The organism is Herbaspirillum sp. FG34, from assembly GCF_057809315.1.
On sequence record NZ_JBMDJS010000019.1, the window covers coordinates 1 to 18,357 of the forward strand.

Genomic DNA, 18,357 nt, shown 5'->3' on the forward strand with positions numbered 1-18,357 from the left:
AACCGCTGACCTCTTGCATGCCATGCAAGCGCTCTCCCAGCTGAGCTATACCCCCGTTGCGAAGAAGCGAGATTATGCAATACCTATTTTCAAAAGACAACACGTTTTTGAAAAATAATTTCTCTTTTTCAAAGATATGCCGCCAAACGTGCCTTAACAGCCTCACGACCAAACAATTGCAGCACGGCGTCAATGGCCGGCGTCTGCAATTGACCCGCCACGATCAGGCGCAAGGGCATGGCCAACTGCGGCATCTTGATGCCGTGCGCAGCCAGGACTTCCTTGATCATCGGGGCAATGGCTTCCTTGGTCCATTCCACGGTCGCCACACGCTGGGCAAAGTCGGCCAGTGCCGGCTTGATGGCATCCGTAATGTGCTGCGCCACCAAAGCCGCATCCGGGGCCGGCTGGCGGTAGAACATCAGGGCCGCCGCACCAATCTCGTTGACGGTATTGGCGCGATCCTTCAGCAAAGCGATCACGGCAGCCAGATCAGGCGCACCCTCGAACACCGCACCCTGTGCTTGCAACAACGGACGGACCAGATCAGCCAGGCGGGCGTTGTCGGCCAGCTTGATGTAGTGGTTGTTGAGCCAGTTCAGCTTTTCCGGGTTGAACTGCGCCGGGGCCTTGGTCAGGTGATCCAGGTCGAACCATTCACAGAACTGCTGCATCGAGAAAATCTCGTCGTCGCCATGGCTCCAGCCCAAACGCGCCAGATAGTTCAGCATGGCTTCAGGCAGATAACCCTGGGCAGGATAATCCATCACGCTGACCGCACCGTGGCGCTTGGACAGCTTCTCGCCATCCGCACCCAGGATCATCGGCACATGGCCATACTCGGGCAACGTGCCGCCCAGGGCCTTCAGGATATTGATCTGGCGCGGCGTATTGTTCACATGGTCATCGCCACGGATGACGTGGGTGATCTTCATGTCCCAATCGTCCACCACTACGCAGAAGTTGTAGGTCGGCGTGCCGTCCGGACGGGCGATGACCAGATCGTCCAGCTCACGGTTGGAAATGGTGATGGGGCCCTTGACCACATCGTTCCAGCTGACTTCGCCATCCTGCGGATTCTTGAAACGCACCACCGGCTTGCGACCTTCCGGGATGGCCGGCAGGGTCTTGCCCGGTTCCGGACGCCAGGTGCCGTCGTAGCGCGGCTTCTCGCCGGCCACACGCTGACGCTCGCGCATGGCTTCCACTTCTTCCGGGGTGCAATAGCAGTAATACGCCGTGCCCTGCTCCAGCATCTGCGCAATCACTTCGCGATAGCGATCCATGCGCTTCATCTGGTAGAACGGACCTTCGTCATGCTCCAGCCCCAGCCACTGCATGCCCTCGATGATGGCCTGCACCGCTTCCGGGGTGGAACGCTCGACGTCGGTATCTTCGATGCGCAGCACGAAAGTGCCGCCGAAGCGACGGGCGTAGGCCCAGGAGAACAGCGCCGTGCGGGCGCCGCCCAGGTGCAGGTAGCCGGTGGGACTGGGAGCGAAACGGGTACGAACTTGAGTGGCAGTCATGATAGCGAGTAAAAATCAGGCCGGTCCTGGAATGCCAGGGCCGGCCATCGGTCAAGCAAAGGAATTCGGAAAGGCGTCATTTTAACGCCTTTGCAGGGCGGCACGCCATGCCGGCAGCCCGCCCCGAGGCCCGCATCAGTCGTTCTGCACCACGATGCTGGGGAACTTGCTGGTCATGTCGCGCGCCTTCTCGGCCACCTTCACTGCGACCTTGCGGGCGATGGCCTTGTAGATCTCGGCCACCTTGCCATCCGGATCAGCCACCACGGTGGGCTTGCCGGAATCGGTCTGCTGGCGAATCTCCATGGTCAGCGGCAAGGCGCCCAGGAAATCCACGCCAAAGTCGGCACACATCTTCTCGCCACCGCCCACGCCAAAGATGGGCTCGGCATGGCCACAGTTGGAACAGACGTGCATGCTCATGTTTTCCACGATGCCCAGGATGGGGATGCCGACCTTCTCGAACATGCGCAAACCCTTGCGGGCATCCAGCAGCGCAATATCCTGCGGGGTGGTCACGATGACCGCACCGGTGACCGGCACCTTCTGCGACAAGGTCAGCTGCACATCGCCGGTGCCCGGCGGCATGTCGACGATCAGGTAATCCAGGTCGCGCCAGTTGGTCTGGTCCAGCAATTGCTGCAGGGCTTGCGTGACGATGGGGCCGCGCCAGACCATGGGTTCGTCCGGATCGATCATGAAACCGATGGAAGACACCTGCAGGCCGTGGTTCTCCAGCGGCTCCATGGTCTTGCCATCCTTGGTCTCGGGCTGGCCCGAGATGCCCATCATCATGGGCTGCGAAGGTCCATAGATATCGGCATCCAGGATGCCCACGCGCGCGCCCTCGGCCGACAGCGCCAGGGCCAGGTTCACGGCCGTGGTGGACTTGCCCACCCCGCCCTTGCCCGAGGCCACGGCGATGATGTTCTTGACGTTGCTCTTGAGCTTGATGCCGCGCTGCACCGCATGCGCCACGATCTTGAAATAGACGTTGGCCTCGACGCCGGTCACGCCGGGCAGCTTGCCCAGCGCCTCCTCGACCAGCTGGCGGATCGGCGCGATCTGGCTGGCGGCCGGATACCCCAGCTCCACGTCCAGCAGCACGCGGCCACCCTCGACGCGGATGTTGCGGGCTTCCTTGCCCCGGATCAGATCCTTGCCGGTATTGGGGTCGATCACCTGCAACAGGGCCGCCTTGATCTCTTCCACGGTAATGCTCATTGGTTCTCCTTGCTCAGAACCCGCAAGTCTAAACCAATCGCGCCAGCGCCGCCCTGTGCGGCGATCAAAGCGCCCTTGCAGAACCCTTCATATTGATTGCAACGGAGCAACTACTGCGCCCAAGGCCCGCTGGCTGATAGAATGCCCCTCTTTCATGGCAGTTTTATTGCAGTTTTCTTGCTATTTCGGCGCGCACGCGCCTTAACCCACTTGCATCGTCCGTATCGCCAATGAGCACTTCCGCACCTCGCCAACTCTTCGTCACGACCGCACTCCCCTACGCCAACGGCGCTTTCCACATCGGCCACATCATGGAATACATCCAGGCCGATATCTGGGTCCGGTTCCAGCGAATGCAGGGCAATGAGGTGCACTTCGTCGGCGCCGACGATGCCCACGGCGCGCCCATCATGATCGCCGCCGAAAAGGCCGGCATCACGCCGCAGCAGTTCGTGGCCAACATCGCTGCCGGCCGCAAGCAGTACCTGGATGGCTTCCACATCGCCTTCGACAACTGGAGCTCCACCGACAGCCCGGAGAACCACGAACTGTCGCAGGAGATCTACCGCGCCCTGCGCGACGAGGCCAAGCTGATCTCCACCAAGACCATCGACCAGTTCTATGATCCGGTGAAGAACATGTTCCTGCCGGACCGCTACATCAAGGGCGAATGCCCCAAGTGCGGCACCAAGGACCAGTACGGCGACTCCTGCGAGAACTGCAGCGCGGTCTATTCGCCCACCGACCTGAAGAACCCGTACTCGACCCTCTCGGGCGCCACGCCCGTGATGAAGTCCTCCGAGCACTTCTTCTTCAAGCTGTCGGATCCGAAATGCGTGGCCTTCCTGCGCGAATGGGCGCTGGACAGCAACCGCCTGCAGCCAGAAGTGGCCAACAAGGCCCGCGAATGGCTGGATGGCGAAGGCGGCCTGGGCGACTGGGACATCAGCCGCGACGCGCCCTACTTCGGCATCGAGATTCCGGATGCACCGGGCAAGTACTTCTATGTCTGGCTGGATGCGCCCATCGGCTACCTGGCCTCGCTGAAGAACTACTTCGTCAAGACCGGCCGCAACTTCGACGCCTTCATGGCCGATGACAAGACCGAGCAGTACCACTTCATCGGCAAGGACATCACCTACTTCCACACCCTGTTCTGGCCGGCCATGCTCAAGTTCGCCGGCCGCAAGACGCCGACCAACGTCTTTGCGCACGGCTTCATCACCGTCAGCGGGGAGAAGATGTCCAAGTCGCGCGGCACCGGCATCTCGCCGCTGCGCTATCTGGACATCGGCATGAACCCGGAATGGCTGCGCTACTACATCGCCGCCAAGTTGAACGCCAAGGTCGAAGACGTGGACTTCAACCCGGACGACTTCGTCGCCCGCGTCAACGCCGACCTGATCGGCAAGTACGTCAACATCGCCAGCCGCGCTGCCGGCTTCATCGCCAAGCGTTTCGACGGCCGCGTGTCCACGCAGTGGGCCACGGCGGACGATGCCTTCCTGGCCAAGCTGCGCGGCGTGGCCGACGAGATCCGCAGCCTCTACGAGCAGCGCGAATACGGCAAGGCCCTGCGCCTGGTGATGGAGCAAGCCGACGCCATCAACGCCTACGTCGACGCCAACAAACCCTGGGAACTGGCCAAGGACAGCAGCAAGGATGCGCAACTGCACGAAGTCTGCAGCCGCCTGCTGGAAGCCTTCCGCATCCTGACCATCTACCTCAAGCCCGTGCTGCCGCAGCTGGCGGCCCAGGTGGAAGCTTTCCTGCAAGTGGCACCCTTCCAGTGGAGCGACGTCACCACGCCGCTGGCCGATGGCCATGTCATCAATGCCTATTCGCACCTGATGCAGCGCGTCGATCCCAAAATGCTGGATGCTCTGTTCGAAGCCCCCGAAGCGCCCGCAGCGGCCCCGGCAGCGCAAGAAAGCGCCATCGAGGAACTGGCCCCGGAAATTTCCATCGATGACTTCGCCAAGATCGACCTGCGCATCGCCAAGATCGTCAATTGTGAAGCCGTGGAAGGTTCCACCAAGCTGCTGCGCCTGACCCTGGATGCCGGCGAAGGCCGGACCCGCAACGTCTTCTCCGGCATCGCCTCGGCCTACAAGCCGGAAGAACTGGTCGGCAAGCTGACCGTGATGGTGGCCAACCTGGCGCCGCGCAAGATGAAGTTCGGCGTCTCTGAAGGTATGGTGCTGGCGGCTTCGGCCAAGGATGAGAAGGCCAATCCGGGCATCTATGTGCTCAACCCGTGGCCGGGCGCCGAGCCGGGCATGCGGGTGCGCTAAAGCACAGTCGCCTGCGCTGGAGGAAAGATCGCAATGAACCTGGTGATACGTGAAGCCACTTCGGAAGATGCCAGTCTGATCGCCGAACTGACCCGACACAGCTGGGCCAACAAGGTCGCGCCCAGCTCCTCGGGCCACCGCGAGGCGCCCGACCATGTGCAGGAAGACCTGCAGAACGGCGGCGCCTTCATCCTGCTCAGCGGCGAGACGCCCGCCGGCTCCGTGCGCTGGCTGCCACTGGATACCGAAAGCGATGTCTGGGAAATCCGCCGCATGGGCATCGCCCCGGCCTTCCGGGGTGAGCGCCTGTCCCAGCATCTGATGGAAGCCCTGATCCACCGCGCCCAGTCAGCCGATGTGCGCGAGCTGCGGCTGGCGGTACGTACCGACCAGGCACAGCTGGTGGATCTGTACGCCGCCTTCGGCTTCGAGATCGCGCCGGAACTGGAATACACCCGCGCCAATCCGCAGGAAGCACCGCCCATCGTGATGCGACGGGTCATGCGGCACTGATCATCCATCCTTCCCCTCCCCAAAAAGCGACGCCCGGTGCGTCGCTTTTCTTTTGCCCGACCGCCGCCACGAGAAATTGGAACGTTTGTTCATCAAGCGGTAACAATCGCTCGCTACCATCATGAAAACGTTGTCAGGAGGCGCTGCCCGCCTGGCTCGCCGGGGGGCGGTCCAAGAGCATGCGCTGAAAATTCACATTCACTGGTAAGCACCATCACAATGGCCCAAGGGGATAGACAGGAAACCGCCTACCTGGCCGTGCGCGTGGCGCGGCTGTATTACTTCCAGAACATGACCACCGCCGCGATCGCCGATGAAATCGGCACCTCGCGCGCCACCGTCTCGCGCCTGCTGTCCTTCGCGCTGGAGCGCGGGCTGGTGGAAATCCGCGTACACGATCCGCAGCAAGTCTCCGGCAGCCTGGAAGCGGCCATCGCCCATCACTACCGGCTGCGCTCGATTCAGGTGGTGCCGGTGGCTGCCGCCGCCACCGACAAGGAAACCCTGCAGCGCGTCACCTGTCACGCTGCCGCCTACGTCAACTCGCTGGTCACGCCCGGCACCATCATCGGTCTGGCCTGGGGCACGACGGTGGCACAGATCGCCGACCAGTTGCTGCCGCGCCATGTGCACGACGTCGACGTGGTGGCGCTCAATGGCTCCGGCAGCGGCGCCAGCTTCATCAACAGCTTCAGCGAATCCATCGTCTCGCGCTTCGCCCAGAACTATGGCGCGCGCGCCCATCATCTGCCGGTACCGGCCTTCTTCGACTACCCCGAAACGCGTACCGCGCTCTGGCGCGAGAAGAGCATCAAGGCCATCCGCGACCTGCAGGAGCGCGCCTCCATCCTGCTGTTCTCCATCGGCGCCGAAGCCACCGGCAGTTACATCCATACCGCCGGCTACCTGGGTGAAGAAGAACGCCAGATCCTGCGCGAGGAAGGGCTGGTGGGCGACATCGCCACCGTCTTCTTCCGTGCCGATGGCAGCTGGCGCGATGTGGCCTTCAATGGCCGCAACAGCGGCCCGGACATGGACTGCTTCACGCACGCGGCGCACTCGCTGTGCGTGGTCTCCGGCACCGGCAAGCTGCCCGGCCTGAAAGCGGCGCTGCGCGGCGGCTTCATCAACGAACTGATCATCGACGAACCGAGCGCGCGCCTGCTGGTGGAGCAGATCCGCAACGGCGCGGCGGCGTGATCGCATCTCCACGAGGAAACCAGCATGGCAGCCATCTCCTTGCAGGGCGTCGGCAAACACTGGGGTGACGCCCAGGCCGTCAGGAATATCGATTTCGAGGTGCAGTCGGGCCAGTTCACCGTCCTGCTGGGCCCCTCCGGCTGCGGCAAGTCGACCACCCTGCGCCTGATCGCGGGGCTGGACAAGCCCAGCTCGGGCAGCATCCATATCGGCGGACGCGACGTAACCCAACTGCCGCCCGCCCAACGCAAGATTTCGATGGTGTTCCAGTCCTATGCACTGTTCCCGCATCTCACCGTGCGCGACAACATCCTCTTCGGCGTGCGCGTGCGCAAGGAGCCACGTGCCGGTTACGAAACGCGCCTCAAGCGCGTGACCGACATCCTCGGTCTGGCGCACCTGCTGGAGCGTCGTCCGGCGCAGCTTTCCGGGGGCCAGCAGCAGCGCGTGGCGCTGGGCCGCGCCATCATCGCCGATGCCCCGGTCTGCCTGATGGACGAGCCGCTGTCCAACCTCGATGCGCAGCTGCGCCAGGAAATGCGCCGCGAAATCCGCGCCCTGCAGCAGCAACTGAACATGACCATGCTCTACGTCACCCACGACCAGACCGAGGCCATGAGCATGGCCGATCAGGTGATCCTGCTGCGCGAGGGCCGCATCGAACAGGATGCCGCCCCGGCCGATCTGTATGCCCGGCCCGCGACGGCCTTTGCGGCCCGCTTCATCGGTACGCCGCCGATGAACCTGCTGCCGCTGGACACCCACGCCGAAGGATTGACCATCAGCGGCAGCGAGGTGATCCTGCGCGAGCTCGGCCACACCCCGTTGCAATTGGGCCTGCGTCCGGAACACATCCGACTGGCCAGTGCCAGCGATGCGTCGGTGCCGGCAGTGGTGGAGACCGTCGAATACTTCGGTGCCGACACCATCATTGGCGCCCGCATCGGCACAGCTTCGTTGCTGGTGCGCGCGCCCGGACAACACCGAATCAGCGCTGGTGAGCCCGTGTACCTGGCATGGGATGCCCGCGACCAGTATTTCTTCGATCGGGATAGCGGCCTGCGCCGGTCCTGATCCACACCACGATTTCCGCAGCAAGCCAACCCATCCACCTCATGGAGATGCACTATGCGTAGAACCTTCCTCAAGTCCCTGTCCGCACTGGCCGCGGTGGCCGCTACAGCCGCCTTCTGTGCACCGGCCATGGCAGCCAACCCGGTCGAGATCAGCTTCTATTACCCGGTCGCCGTGGGCGGTGCAGTCACCAAGACCATCGACAGCATGGTGGCCGACTTTGAAAAGGCCAATCCCGACATCAAGGTCAAGGCCATCTATGCCGGCACCTACCAGGAAAGCATCGTCAAGGCGCTGACCGCCTTCAAGGGCGGCACCCCGCCGACCCTGGCCGTGCTGCTCTCGACCGACCTCTTCACGCTGATCGACGAAAACGCCATCGTGCCCATCGACAGTCTGGCTGGCAGCGCCGACGACAAGAAATGGATCGATGGCTTCTACAAGGGCTTCATGGAAAACAGTCAGACCGACGGCAAGACCTGGGGCATTCCCTTCCAGCGTTCGACCATCGTGATGTACTACAACAAGAGCCTGTTCAAGCAAGCTGGCCTGAACCCGGACAAGGCCCCCGCCAACTGGAACGAGATGGTCGAGGCCGCCAAGAAGCTGACCAGGCGCGATGCCAACGGTAACGTCACCCAATGGGGCGTGAAGATTCCTTCCACCGGCTTCGGCTACTGGATGTTCCAGGCCATGACCGCCTCCAATGACGCGATCCTCATGAACAACGTCGGCACCAAGACCTACTTCGACAAGCCGGGTGCGGTGCAGGCCCTGCAACACTGGGTCGACCTGACGACCAGGGACAAGGTGATGCCGGCCGGTTCCATCGAATGGGGCACCATCCCCAAGGACTTCCTGGAGCAGAAGGCCGCCATGATCTGGACCACCACCGGCAACCTGACCAACATCCGTACCAACGCCAGCTTCCCCTTCGGCGTGGCGATGCTGCCGGGCATCAAACATCCGGGCAGCCCCACGGGTGGCGGCAACTTCTATGTCTTCAACAAGACCTCTCCAGCCGAGCAGCAGGCCGCCATGAAGTTCATCCGCTTTGCCACCGAACCGGCGCGCGCCGCGCAGTGGTCGATTGCCACCGGCTATGTGGCCCCGCGTCAGGATGCCTGGGATACCCCGGAAATGAAGAAGTATCTGCAGGACGTTCCGGCCGCCGACGTGGCGCGTGAGCAGATGAAATATGGCGTGGCCGAACTCTCCACCCACGACAACCAGCGCGTGACCAAGGCCCTGAACGACAACCTGCAGGCAGCGCTCTCCGGCACCAAGACACCGGAGGCCGCCCTGAAGGATGCCCAGCGCGAAGCCGAGCGCATCCTGCGCGCCTACGGTCGCTAAGTCCTGCCCGTTGCACAAGAGCTGCCGATGAAACGCCTGCCCTCCTCCGTGCTGCCCTGGCTGCTGCTGTCGCCAGCGATGGTGCTGCTGATCGCCTTCACGCACTATCCGGCGCTGGCGACGCTCTGGCACAGCGTCTTTTCCACACCCAAGGGAGCCCGGCCATCGGTCTTCGTCGGGCTGGAAAACTATCGCCTCATGGTGGACGATCCGGTGTTCTGGCAGGCCCTGTGCAACAACCTCTGGTTTGCCCTGGGCACCATCCCGCTGGCCATTGTCCTGGCCATCCTGATGGCGCTGTGGGTCAACGAGAAACTGGCCGGGCGCGGACTGCTGCGCCTGGCCTATTTCACCCCGACCGTGCTGCCGATGATCGCGGTGGCCAATATCTGGCTGTTCTTCTATACGCCGCAATACGGCTTGCTGGAGCAGATCACCGGCGCGCTGGGCCTGCCCTCGCACAACTGGCTGGGCAATCCCGATACCGTGCTGGGGGCGCTGATGGTGGTGGCGGTGTGGAAGGAAGCCGGCTTCTTCATGATCTTCTACCTGGCCGCGTTGCAGCAGATCTCGCCAGTGCTGGCCGAAGCCGCGGCACTGGAGGGGGCGTCGCGCTGGCAATACTTCTGGCGCGTACAGTTCCCCTTGCTGATGCCGACCACGCTGTTCGTGCTGATCAATGCGCTCATCAACGCCTTCCGCCTGGTCGACCACATCGTGGTGATGACCAAGGGCGGGCCGGACAATGCCAGTACCCTGCTGCTGTACTACATCTATGAAGTTGGCTTCGCCTTCTGGGACTCTTCCTACGCTGCAGCCCTGACGGTAGTGCTGCTGGCCCTGTTGGGGTTGATTGCGCTGGTGAAGTTTCGTGTACTTGACCGCCGGACTCATTATCAATGATCGCCCCCACCTCGCCTTTCGCCGCACGCCATCGCGCGCTGGAAACCGTCTCTGCCTGGGTGCTGGCGCTGCTGTGGCTGCTGCCGCTCTTGTATGCGCTGTGGACGGCCTTTCATCCGGCGGCCTACGCCACCCGCTTCGCGCTGGACGCCCCGCTGACGCTGCAGAACTTCGTCAACGCCTGGCAGGCTGCCCCCTTCCCGCGCTATTTCCTCAATACCTTCCTGCTGGTGACCTTGATCCTGGCGGCGCAGCTGATCCTCTCCACCCTGGCGGCCTATGCCTTTGCACGCTTCACCTTCCGGGGCAGCAATGTGATGTTCATGCTGGTGCTGCTGCAACTGATGGTGATGCCCGACATCTTGATCGTGGAGAACTACCAGACCATGAACCTGCTGGGACTGCGCGATACCATCCTCTCGATTGGGCTGCCTTACTTTGCCTCGGCTTTTGGTATTTTTTTGCTGCGCCAGACCTTCAAGACGGTGCCGCGCGAGCTGGATGAAGCGGCTACCGTGGAAGGCGCATCGCCCTGGCAGATCCTGATGCAGGTCTACGTGCCGCTGGCCAAACCGATCTACATCGCCTTCGGGCTGGTCTCGGTGAGCACCCACTGGAACAACTTCCTGTGGCCGCTGATCGTGACCAATTCGGTGGAGTCGCGTCCGCTGACGGTGGGGCTACAGGTGTTTTCGTCCACCGACCAGGGCGTGGACTGGTCCATCATCACGGCGGCCACGCTGATGACGTCGGCACCGCTGTTGCTGGCGTTCCTGCTGTTTCAGCGGCAGTTCGTGCAGTCGTTCATGCGGGCGGGGATACGCTGAAGTGGCCGGGTCTCAATGGCCCGAGATTTCCGAGATCGAGGTCCGCACGACCTGCTTGGTATTCATGTCGAAATGCACATTGAAGAGCCGGTCCTCGTGCACGTAGTGATACTTCCAGTCCCACACTTCCTCATTCTTGCGGGCAAACTGCACCACGCTGCGAGGCCGGCCGAACTCGCGGCGAATCTGCTCGGTGCTCATGCCCGCACGGATGGTGTCGAAATGCTCCTGGGTCAGCACCTGGGTGTAATCGATCAGCGTACCGGAAGCACCGATACGAAACATCCAGGTGCGGATGCCTTCCGGTCCCTTGGGATATTCCAGCGTCCGGGCACCCCCGCCGTCCTCCCAGACCGTGTCGGGCTGGCCCATCACGCCGCGTACGTCGGCTTCGCTGGAAATGCCCTTTTGCAACTTGTCCAAACCGAACTCCTCGATGGGATTGCCGTTGCGGTCGCAGCCGAACAGGGCCAGGGCAACAAATAAAGCCCCGAAATGGGCGGCATGGCGACGCAGGCGAGTGAAGATGGGTTCACGCATAGGTATTTGATTATCCCTGATGAAGACAAGGTAAAATACGGCTTCTGTGTAACATTTGGCCTGAAAATATCATGCTCTTCGGAAAAAAGACCACCTACGTATCTGAAATCACCCAGTTCATCGACGAACTGAAGACGAAGAACCCGAAGCTGGAAGAATCGCAACGCGCCGGCCGCGCCCTGCTGTGGGACAAGGAACCGCTGGACCTGGACAAGACCGCCCGTGACAAGGCCTCGCGCGTGGCCCAGCAGCCCTACGTCTACCAGAGCCACTAAGCTGTTGGCATGACGGCCCAAGCAGGTGGCGCCGACCCCGCCGGCCAGCCCGGCGCGGAACCCAGCGCCGACGCCATCGACATCACCCCCGCAGGCCAGCAGGACACCACGCCCGACGTGATCGACGGCGTGGCATTGGCACGTCTGTACGGCGAACCGCTGTTCCAGCTGCCCAATGATCTCTACATCCCCCCGGATGCGCTGGAAGTCTTCCTGGAAGCCTTCCAGGGGCCGCTGGACCTGCTGCTCTACCTGATCCGCAAGCAGAACTTCAACATCCTCGATATTCCGCTGGCGCAGGTCACCGCACAGTATCTGGAATACGTCGAGCAGATCCGCAAGCAGAACCTGGAGCTGGCCGCCGAATACCTGCTGATGGCCGCCATGCTCATCGAAATCAAGTCGCGCATGCTGCTGCCGGCCAAGAAGGCCGAGCCCGGCGAGGAGCCCGAAGACCCGCGCGCCGAGCTGGTGCGCCGCCTGCTGGAATACGAACAGATCAAGCTGGCCGCCCAGGAGCTGGACCAGCTGCCGCAGGTCGGCCGCGACTACGTGCGCACTCAGGTCCACATCGAGCAGACCGTGGTCACCCGCTGGCCCGAGGTCGACATCGACGACCTCAAGGCGGTGTGGGCCGATATCATCAAGCGCGCCAAGCTGACCCAGCATCACCACATCAGCCGCGAAGAACTGTCCGTGCGCGAGCACATGACGGGCATCTTGCGGCGTTTGCAGTCGGCACGCTTCGTCGAGTTCTCGGACCTCTTCGATCCCTCGCGCGGGGTCCCTGTGGTGGTGGTCAACTTCATCGCCCTGCTGGAGCTGGCCAAGGAAACGCTCATCGAAATCACCCAGGCCGAAGCCTTCGCGCCCATCTATGTCAGACTGTCCTACTCGCCCAGCTGAACGGGCGCAGTCCACCGGCAACGGGGCGATAGACAGTCCGCCCGCAACCAGAGAATCCGCATGAAAATCATTTCCTCCATCGAAGAACTCCGTGACCACCTGCGCGGCCAGTTGCGCACCGCCTTCGTGGCGACCATGGGCAACCTGCACGAAGGCCATCTCTCGCTGATGCGCCTGGCGCGCACCCACGGTGATCCGGTGGTGGCCTCGATCTTCGTGAACCGCCTGCAGTTCGGCCCCAACGAGGACTTCGACAAGTATCCGCGCACCTTCCAGGCTGACGTCGAGAAGCTGGAGAAGGAAGGCGTCTACGTACTCTTCGCCCCCACCGAAAAGGATATGTACCCGGAACCGCAGGAATACCGCGTACAGCCGCCCAATGATCTGGGCAATATCCTCGAGGGTGAATTCCGTCCCGGTTTCTTCACCGGCGTATCCACCGTGGTGATGAAATTGTTCTCCTGCGTGCAGCCGCGCGTGGCCGTGTTCGGCAAGAAGGATTATCAGCAGCTCATGATCGTGCGCAACATGGCACGTCAGTTCGCCCTGCCCACCGAGATCGTCGGCGCCGAAACCTATCGGGCTGAGGACGGCCTGGCGCTGTCCTCGCGCAACGGCTACCTGTCCCCGGAAGAACGCGCCGAGGCGCCGCTGCTCTACCAGGTGCTCAATGCGGTCGCCGATGAAGTGCGCGGCGGCCAGCACGACGTGGCCCTGGCCGAGCGCGTGGCCATGGAACGCCTGGCCGCCCGTGGCTGGAAGCCCGACTACGTGGCCGTGCGCAAGCGCATCGACCTGCAGCCGCCCTCCCCTGCCGACATGGAGCAAGGCGCCCCCCTGGTGGTGCTGTCGGCGGCCAAGCTGGGGGCGACGCGCCTGATCGACAACCTGGAGATCTGATTCATGCGTGTGCTGGCGGGATGCTTGCTGTCCTGGGCGGCGTTGCTGGCCGCCGATGCCGCCCACGCCAGCATCACTGTCCAGGATGACCTGGGCCAGAGCGTCACCCTGACCCAACCCGCGCGCCGCATCGTCAGCCTGGCGCCGCATGTGACCGAACTGCTCTATGCAGCCGGGGCCGGGGCGCAGATCGCAGGGGTCAGCAACCACAGCGACTATCCTCCGCAAGCCGCCCAACTGCCCAGTCTGGGCGGCTACAACGCGCTCGACATCGAGCGCATCGCCAGTCTCAAACCCGACCTCATCGTGGCCTGGCACAGCGGCAACAAACCCCTGCAACTGGCGCGCCTGCGCAGCCTCGGCATTCCCGTCTTCGAGAGCCAGCCGGACGACTTCGGCATGATCGCCTCCTCGCTGGAAAGACTGGGCCGACTGGCCGGCACCGACACCACCGCGCAAGCGGCTGCAGCGGCCTTCCGGGCGCGCTGGCAGCAGCTGGAGGTGCAATACCGGGGACGCACGCCCGTGACCGTGTTCTACCAGATCTGGAGCCAGCCCCTGATGACGCTCAACGGCCGACACATGGTATCGGCCGTGCTGCGGCTGTGCGGCGGGCGCAACATCTTTGCCGATCTTCCCCAACTGGCCCCCACCGTGAGCGTGGAATCGGTACTGGCTGCGGATCCCCAGGTCATCCTCAGCGCCGGCGACGCACGCGATCAACCGCTGGCGCGCTGGAAGCAGTTCACGCGCCTGCGCGCGGTGCGCGACGGGCAACTGTATTCGGTCAATGCGGACTGGCTGAACCGGGCCGGGCCGCGGGTGCTGCAAGCGGCCGAGGAGGTCTGCGGCAAGCTGGAGCAGGCGCGTCAGGCAGCCACACGCAGCCCATAAGAAACATCCCTCGCGAAAAGGGATGCAGATTGACATACGGGTGCACGAGAATACGAAGCTTCTTTCAAGTCTTCGGGATCAGCGGGCTGCCCTGGGCAGCCAGGAAGACCATTCCGTCCGGGCTTGCGAGGGGGACGAAGCGGCAACCGAAGGCGGCTTCCAGCGCAGCGGGCTGCATGACCGCCTCCACCGTGCCACCTTGCGCGGCACTGCCATCGAGCAGCAAAACGTGCGAAGCAAAGCGCCTGGCCAGATTGATGTCATGACAACTGGCCACTACCGCCCCGCCCTGCTGCGCCAATGCCTGCAGCAGCTGCATCACCTGCCATTGCGCGGCGATATCCTGATGCGAGGTCGGTTCGTCCAGCAGATAGAGCGCGGGGGCCTGGACCAGCAGGGTCGCCAGCGCCACGCGCTGGCGCTCGCCGCCGGAGAGTCGCAACAGGTCCTGGGTCGCCAGAGCAGCCAGGCCGACCTGTTCGAGCGCCAGGCTGGCCGGTGCGGTGTCGCGTTTCTCGCCACCCCAGCCATCGCCATGGGCGAAGCGGCCGGCCATGACGGCCTCCAGTACCGGCAGCGAAAACGCATCCTGTTGATGTTGCAATAGCAGACCCCGCTGCAAGGCCAGTTGCGCCGGCGAGTAGCAAGACAGCGCACGCCCCTGCAACAGTACCTGCCCGCCATGGGGCGGCTGCAAACCCGCCAGCACATGCAGCAGGCTGCTCTTGCCCACGCCATTGCGGCCCAATACGCACCAGAACTGGCCGGGCCGGACCTGCCAGTCCAGTCCATCGAGCAGCAGGCGGGCACCGGCCCGCACGACCAGCTGGCGCGTCTCCAACAAGGGAACGGAAGACCCCTTCATGTGCGACTCCGCGCCAGCAGCCACAGAAACAGCGGCACCCCCACCAGGGCGGTGATGACGCCCACCGGCAACTGCACCGGTGCCACCACCGTGCGCGCCAGCAGGTCGGCCAGGGTCAGCGCCGCGCCGCCGGCCAAACCACAAGCCGGCAGCAGCAGACGCTGGTCATTGCCCAGTAGCAGCCGCAGACCATGCGGCACCACCAGTCCGACAAAGCCGATGGTCCCGGCCATGGCCACGGCGCCGGCGGTGCAGGCGGCGGCCACGCACAGCAGCATCACGCGCAGCCGCATCACCGGCACACCCAGCAACTGAGCAAAGGCATCGCCGCGCGCCAGCAGGTTCAGCGACGGCGCATGACGCCAGCTCCACAGCAGCGCCAGCAGCAGGACCGGTGCCACCAGGGGCAGCAGACGCGCATCGTCGAGGTCGCCGATGAGCCAGAACACCATGCCGCGCAATTGGGCATCGGGCGCAATCGACAAAGCCAGGGAAATGAGCGCACCGAACCCGGCCGCCAGCATCACCCCCGTCAACAGCAGGCGCTGACTGGAGAGCAAGGGCGAGATCGCCAGATGCCGCAGCGACTGGCGCACCAGCCCGAACAGCAGCAGCATGGCCAGGCCTGCACCCAGCAAGGCGCCGGGCGCCGTGACCGCCTGCAGCGGCCAGCCCAGCCGCAACGCCACCAGCATGGCCAGCAGGGCGCCCGCCGCAGAACCACCGGACAGGCCCAATACATAAGGATCAGCCAGGGGATTGCGCAACAGGACCTGCATCAGCGCGCCCGCCAGGGCTAGCGCACCGCCCACCACAAAAGCCGTCAGCGCCCGCGGCACCCGCAGCGACAGCAACAGTGCCACGCTGTCGGCCGGCGATGAAGGACGCAGGCACCCCGTGCTGCCGCACAGCGCCGCCACCGACAAGGCCAGCAGGGATAGCAGCAGCAAGATGCACAGCACGGGCAGATAAGGTCGCATGGGTGGCAGGCTCAGATCAGTGGCAGAAGCGCGGGCTTGGCTTCAGAAGTCGTAGCGGGCGGTGAATTTTACTGCCCGTCCATCTTCCGGATAGATGCCCGATACCGCCCCGCCACTGCAGTCATAGGCTTGCGAGTAATACTTGCGGTCGGCCAGGTTGGTGCCGGTAACGGCCAATTCCCAGGCGCTGACACGTACCGCATAGCGGGCATCGAAGGTGGTGAAGGACGGCATGCGCGCGCAGGTGTTGGCAAAATCATTGCCCATGCGCTGGCGGTCCACCCAGCGCGCCCCCACATCGGCACTGTGCTGGCCGGACTTCCAGTTCAATCGGGTCGACAGCGTATTGGCCGGCACCAGCGCCAGTTGCTTGCCGCTGTTGTCGCCCTGCACGAAACGCGCATCGATGTGCTGGTAGGTGGCACGCCACCCCAGGGTCTCGGTCAGCTGCACGCGCCCTTCCAGTTCCACGCCCTGATGACGGGTCGGGGCCAGGTTGCTGTTGGCACCGTTGCCGCCATTGGCGGTGGGGTCGTAATACAGCTCGTCACGCACGCGATGGCGGAACCAGCGCAGCGTCACCTGGCGTGCGCTATTGCCCAGGGTCGCGCCCAGTTCCAGATCATGCGAGACCTGGGGCTTCAGGACCGCGCCGCTGGGCAAGGCGGTGAAACCGTTCTCGTCGGCCGTGGCCAGGCGATAGCTCTGGCCGGTCTTGACGAAGCCGCGCAGCAACGGCAGCGGTGCGTAGCTGGCCTGCAGGTCCCAGGCATTGACGGCACTGGTGCGGCCATAGGCACCGGAACCACTTAGCTGGGTGAACTGCTCGCGGCGCACGCCGGCGGCCACGCGGGCATTGTGGTCGAACTCGATTTCATCGCGCAGATACAGCGCCTTCGAATGCTGGGAGGCATCGCTGTTGCCATAGCTGGCGTTGGTGGCCGAACTCCATTGGGCCAGGTCGACGCCGGCAATGGCCTCGTTCTTCCAGAAACCACTCTCGAGTACGTGGCGCAGGCGCGGCGAGAACTGGGTAGTGCGTACATTGTTCTGCGCGGTCGAGCCGCTGCTGACATAGGTGGAGCGCGAGATCTTCTCGCGATGCGACAGTTCGGCGGCCACATCAAAGGCACCAAAACGGCGTTCCAGGAAGGCCGTAATGCTGTCGTTGTCATAGGAGCCATGGTCCAGTGGCTTGCTGGTCTGATGCGCATTGGCTTCATATTGCGCTTGCGTCAGGCTGCCCGGCAGGCCGAAATCGGCCCGGGACAGGTTGGCGCGCAGGCCGAAGCGCCAGTCGCTGGCGAACCATTGCACCGTGGTGCTGGCGTTTTCCTGGTTGGCACGGCTGTTGTGGCGCCAGTTGTCGGCGTGCGATTTGGCATAGCTGGCATCGATGGACATGTTGTCCCAGCCGCGCGAGACCGCTGCCCGGCCCGCGCGCTGACCGTTGCTGCCGACTTCGCCCACCACGGTACCGTGCGCCGCATTGGCCTGCGGGCGGCGGGTGATGATCTGGATGGTGCCGCCGGTGGCGCCGCTGCCATAGAGGACGCTGCTGCCACCGCGCACGATCTCGATACGTTCGATGGTCTCGATGGGAATCGACGACAGCAAGGGCGTCGTCAGTTCGTTCTCGGAAATACGTACACCGTCGACCAGCACCACCATGTTCTGGTCCCCATTGGCGCCGAAGCCGCGCAGGTCCAGCGGGAAGTCGCGCGGACCGGCCAGGCTCTGGCGCCCGTAGACGCCGCCCAGCTTGCGGATGGCTTCATTGGCGTTGTCGATGCCGGCTTCGCGGATCTGCTCGGCGGTGATGACCGTGGTGGCCACCGGCGCAAAGGCCGGATCGTTCGGGAAGCGCGAGGCCGACACCACCACGGCCGACAGCGGCTGGCTGGCGTCGGCCGCCTGGCTGCCGGCGGCCAGGGTCGAGAGGATGAGCGCAACGGCGGTGCGCAGGGCAAAACGGGGGCGTGGACCGCCGCAGCGGGCCGGGAAATGAGCGATGTGCATGAAAAGACAGTCGATGAATGTGTGCAGCCTGCCTCCCCGCAAGCCGCAATCAACGGAA

At 63.8% G+C, this 18,357-nt stretch carries 17 protein-coding genes; 11 read left to right on the forward strand and 6 right to left on the reverse strand.

Annotated features, from left to right (window positions below; genetic code table 11):
- Positions 1-128: 128 nt before the first annotated feature.
- Both gltX and apbC read right to left on the reverse strand, forming a co-directional pair.
- Complete coding sequence (gltX, locus tag ACODSZ_RS19665; RefSeq protein ID WP_488928368.1) at positions 129-1,529, reverse strand: glutamate--tRNA ligase; 1,401 nt, start codon at positions 1,527-1,529, stop codon at positions 129-131.
- Between the two features lie 135 nt (positions 1,530-1,664).
- Entirely contained in the window at positions 1,665-2,753 is a 1,089-nt protein-coding gene (gene apbC / locus ACODSZ_RS19670) for an iron-sulfur cluster carrier protein ApbC (protein WP_175343685.1), read from the reverse strand.
- Between the two features lie 230 nt (positions 2,754-2,983).
- On the opposite strand from apbC, the gene metG reads away from it, so the two are divergent.
- From metG to ACODSZ_RS19705, 7 genes are all read left to right on the forward strand, one after another.
- Complete coding sequence (metG, locus tag ACODSZ_RS19675) at positions 2,984-5,047, forward strand: methionine--tRNA ligase (RefSeq protein WP_488928369.1); 2,064 nt, start codon at positions 2,984-2,986, stop codon at positions 5,045-5,047.
- 33 nt (positions 5,048-5,080) lie between these two features.
- On the forward strand, positions 5,081-5,560 hold the full coding sequence (locus ACODSZ_RS19680) for a GNAT family N-acetyltransferase (RefSeq protein ID WP_008330226.1): 480 nt from the start codon (positions 5,081-5,083) through the stop codon (positions 5,558-5,560).
- 219 nt (positions 5,561-5,779) lie between these two features.
- Entirely contained in the window at positions 5,780-6,760 is a 981-nt protein-coding gene (locus ACODSZ_RS19685) for a sugar-binding transcriptional regulator (protein WP_008330227.1), read from the forward strand.
- Between the two features lie 24 nt (positions 6,761-6,784).
- Complete coding sequence (locus ACODSZ_RS19690; protein WP_488928370.1) at positions 6,785-7,834, forward strand: ABC transporter ATP-binding protein; 1,050 nt, start codon at positions 6,785-6,787, stop codon at positions 7,832-7,834.
- 54 nt (positions 7,835-7,888) lie between these two features.
- A complete protein-coding gene (locus ACODSZ_RS19695; protein ID WP_008330230.1) occupies positions 7,889-9,190 on the forward strand; it encodes an ABC transporter substrate-binding protein in 1,302 nt (433 codons plus the stop codon).
- A gap of 27 nt (positions 9,191-9,217) precedes the next feature.
- Positions 9,218-10,093 carry a carbohydrate ABC transporter permease gene (locus ACODSZ_RS19700; protein ID WP_488928371.1) on the forward strand — a complete coding sequence of 292 codons (876 nt, stop codon included), beginning with the start codon at positions 9,218-9,220 and terminating at the stop codon, positions 10,091-10,093.
- A complete protein-coding gene (locus ACODSZ_RS19705; RefSeq protein WP_488928372.1) occupies positions 10,090-10,920 on the forward strand; it encodes a carbohydrate ABC transporter permease in 831 nt (276 codons plus the stop codon). Before ACODSZ_RS19700 ends, ACODSZ_RS19705 begins: the two co-directional genes overlap by 4 nt.
- A gap of 12 nt (positions 10,921-10,932) precedes the next feature.
- Here the strand turns inward: ACODSZ_RS19705 and ACODSZ_RS19710 are convergent, their stop codons facing one another.
- Complete coding sequence (locus ACODSZ_RS19710) at positions 10,933-11,460, reverse strand: hypothetical protein (protein WP_488928373.1); 528 nt, start codon at positions 11,458-11,460, stop codon at positions 10,933-10,935.
- 71 nt (positions 11,461-11,531) lie between these two features.
- Between ACODSZ_RS19710 and ACODSZ_RS19715 the strand changes: the two genes are divergently transcribed.
- The 4 genes from ACODSZ_RS19715 to ACODSZ_RS19730 are packed head-to-tail and all read left to right on the forward strand — an operon-like array spanning position 11,532 to position 14,435.
- Positions 11,532-11,735: a DUF3460 family protein gene (locus ACODSZ_RS19715; RefSeq protein WP_008330239.1), complete on the forward strand. Its 204-nt coding sequence runs from the start codon at positions 11,532-11,534 to the stop codon at positions 11,733-11,735.
- 9 nt (positions 11,736-11,744) lie between these two features.
- Positions 11,745-12,641 carry a segregation and condensation protein A gene (locus tag ACODSZ_RS19720; RefSeq protein WP_175343679.1) on the forward strand — a complete coding sequence of 299 codons (897 nt, stop codon included), beginning with the start codon at positions 11,745-11,747 and terminating at the stop codon, positions 12,639-12,641.
- A gap of 60 nt (positions 12,642-12,701) precedes the next feature.
- Entirely contained in the window at positions 12,702-13,541 is an 840-nt protein-coding gene (gene panC, locus ACODSZ_RS19725) for a pantoate--beta-alanine ligase (protein ID WP_008330243.1), read from the forward strand.
- A 3-nt stretch (positions 13,542-13,544) separates the two neighbouring features.
- Positions 13,545-14,435 (forward strand): cobalamin-binding protein, encoded by an 891-nt coding sequence (locus ACODSZ_RS19730; RefSeq protein ID WP_488928374.1) that lies wholly within the window; start codon positions 13,545-13,547, stop codon positions 14,433-14,435.
- A 64-nt stretch (positions 14,436-14,499) separates the two neighbouring features.
- Here the strand turns inward: ACODSZ_RS19730 and ACODSZ_RS19735 are convergent, their stop codons facing one another.
- From ACODSZ_RS19735 to ACODSZ_RS19745, 3 genes are read right to left on the reverse strand one after another with little or no spacing between them, the layout of a single operon-like run.
- Positions 14,500-15,300 (reverse strand): ABC transporter ATP-binding protein, encoded by an 801-nt coding sequence (locus ACODSZ_RS19735; RefSeq protein ID WP_488928375.1) that lies wholly within the window; start codon positions 15,298-15,300, stop codon positions 14,500-14,502.
- On the reverse strand, positions 15,297-16,280 hold the full coding sequence (locus ACODSZ_RS19740; RefSeq protein WP_488928376.1) for a FecCD family ABC transporter permease: 984 nt from the start codon (positions 16,278-16,280) through the stop codon (positions 15,297-15,299). Before ACODSZ_RS19740 ends, ACODSZ_RS19735 begins: the two co-directional genes overlap by 4 nt.
- A gap of 42 nt (positions 16,281-16,322) precedes the next feature.
- A complete protein-coding gene (locus ACODSZ_RS19745; RefSeq protein WP_488928377.1) occupies positions 16,323-18,299 on the reverse strand; it encodes a TonB-dependent receptor family protein in 1,977 nt (658 codons plus the stop codon).
- Between the last annotated feature and the right edge of the window lie 58 nt (positions 18,300-18,357).

Excerpts from the sequence above, each read along its gene's own strand:
- apbC (WP_175343685.1), bottom strand. The coding sequence starts at position 2,753 with ATGAGCATTACCGTGGAAGAGATCAAGGCGGCCCTGTTGCAGGTGATC.
- ACODSZ_RS19695 (WP_008330230.1), top strand. The coding sequence starts at position 7,889 with ATGCGTAGAACCTTCCTCAAGTCCCTGTCCGCACTGGCCGCGGTGGCC.
- ACODSZ_RS19735 (WP_488928375.1), bottom strand. The coding sequence starts at position 15,300 with ATGAAGGGGTCTTCCGTTCCCTTGTTGGAGACGCGCCAGCTGGTCGTG.
- ACODSZ_RS19680 (WP_008330226.1), top strand. The coding sequence starts at position 5,081 with ATGAACCTGGTGATACGTGAAGCCACTTCGGAAGATGCCAGTCTGATC.
- ACODSZ_RS19740 (WP_488928376.1), bottom strand. The coding sequence starts at position 16,280 with ATGCGACCTTATCTGCCCGTGCTGTGCATCTTGCTGCTGCTATCCCTG.
- ACODSZ_RS19700 (WP_488928371.1), top strand. The coding sequence starts at position 9,218 with ATGAAACGCCTGCCCTCCTCCGTGCTGCCCTGGCTGCTGCTGTCGCCA.
- ACODSZ_RS19715 (WP_008330239.1), top strand. The coding sequence starts at position 11,532 with ATGCTCTTCGGAAAAAAGACCACCTACGTATCTGAAATCACCCAGTTC.
- metG (WP_488928369.1), top strand. The coding sequence starts at position 2,984 with ATGAGCACTTCCGCACCTCGCCAACTCTTCGTCACGACCGCACTCCCC.
- ACODSZ_RS19685 (WP_008330227.1), top strand. The coding sequence starts at position 5,780 with ATGGCCCAAGGGGATAGACAGGAAACCGCCTACCTGGCCGTGCGCGTG.
- ACODSZ_RS19720 (WP_175343679.1), top strand. The coding sequence starts at position 11,745 with ATGACGGCCCAAGCAGGTGGCGCCGACCCCGCCGGCCAGCCCGGCGCG.
- ACODSZ_RS19730 (WP_488928374.1), top strand. The coding sequence starts at position 13,545 with ATGCGTGTGCTGGCGGGATGCTTGCTGTCCTGGGCGGCGTTGCTGGCC.
- ACODSZ_RS19690 (WP_488928370.1), top strand. The coding sequence starts at position 6,785 with ATGGCAGCCATCTCCTTGCAGGGCGTCGGCAAACACTGGGGTGACGCC.
- ACODSZ_RS19705 (WP_488928372.1), top strand. The coding sequence starts at position 10,090 with ATGATCGCCCCCACCTCGCCTTTCGCCGCACGCCATCGCGCGCTGGAA.
- ACODSZ_RS19710 (WP_488928373.1), bottom strand. The coding sequence starts at position 11,460 with ATGCGTGAACCCATCTTCACTCGCCTGCGTCGCCATGCCGCCCATTTC.
- ACODSZ_RS19745 (WP_488928377.1), bottom strand. The coding sequence starts at position 18,299 with ATGCACATCGCTCATTTCCCGGCCCGCTGCGGCGGTCCACGCCCCCGT.
- gltX (WP_488928368.1), bottom strand. The coding sequence starts at position 1,529 with ATGACTGCCACTCAAGTTCGTACCCGTTTCGCTCCCAGTCCCACCGGC.
- panC (WP_008330243.1), top strand. The coding sequence starts at position 12,702 with ATGAAAATCATTTCCTCCATCGAAGAACTCCGTGACCACCTGCGCGGC.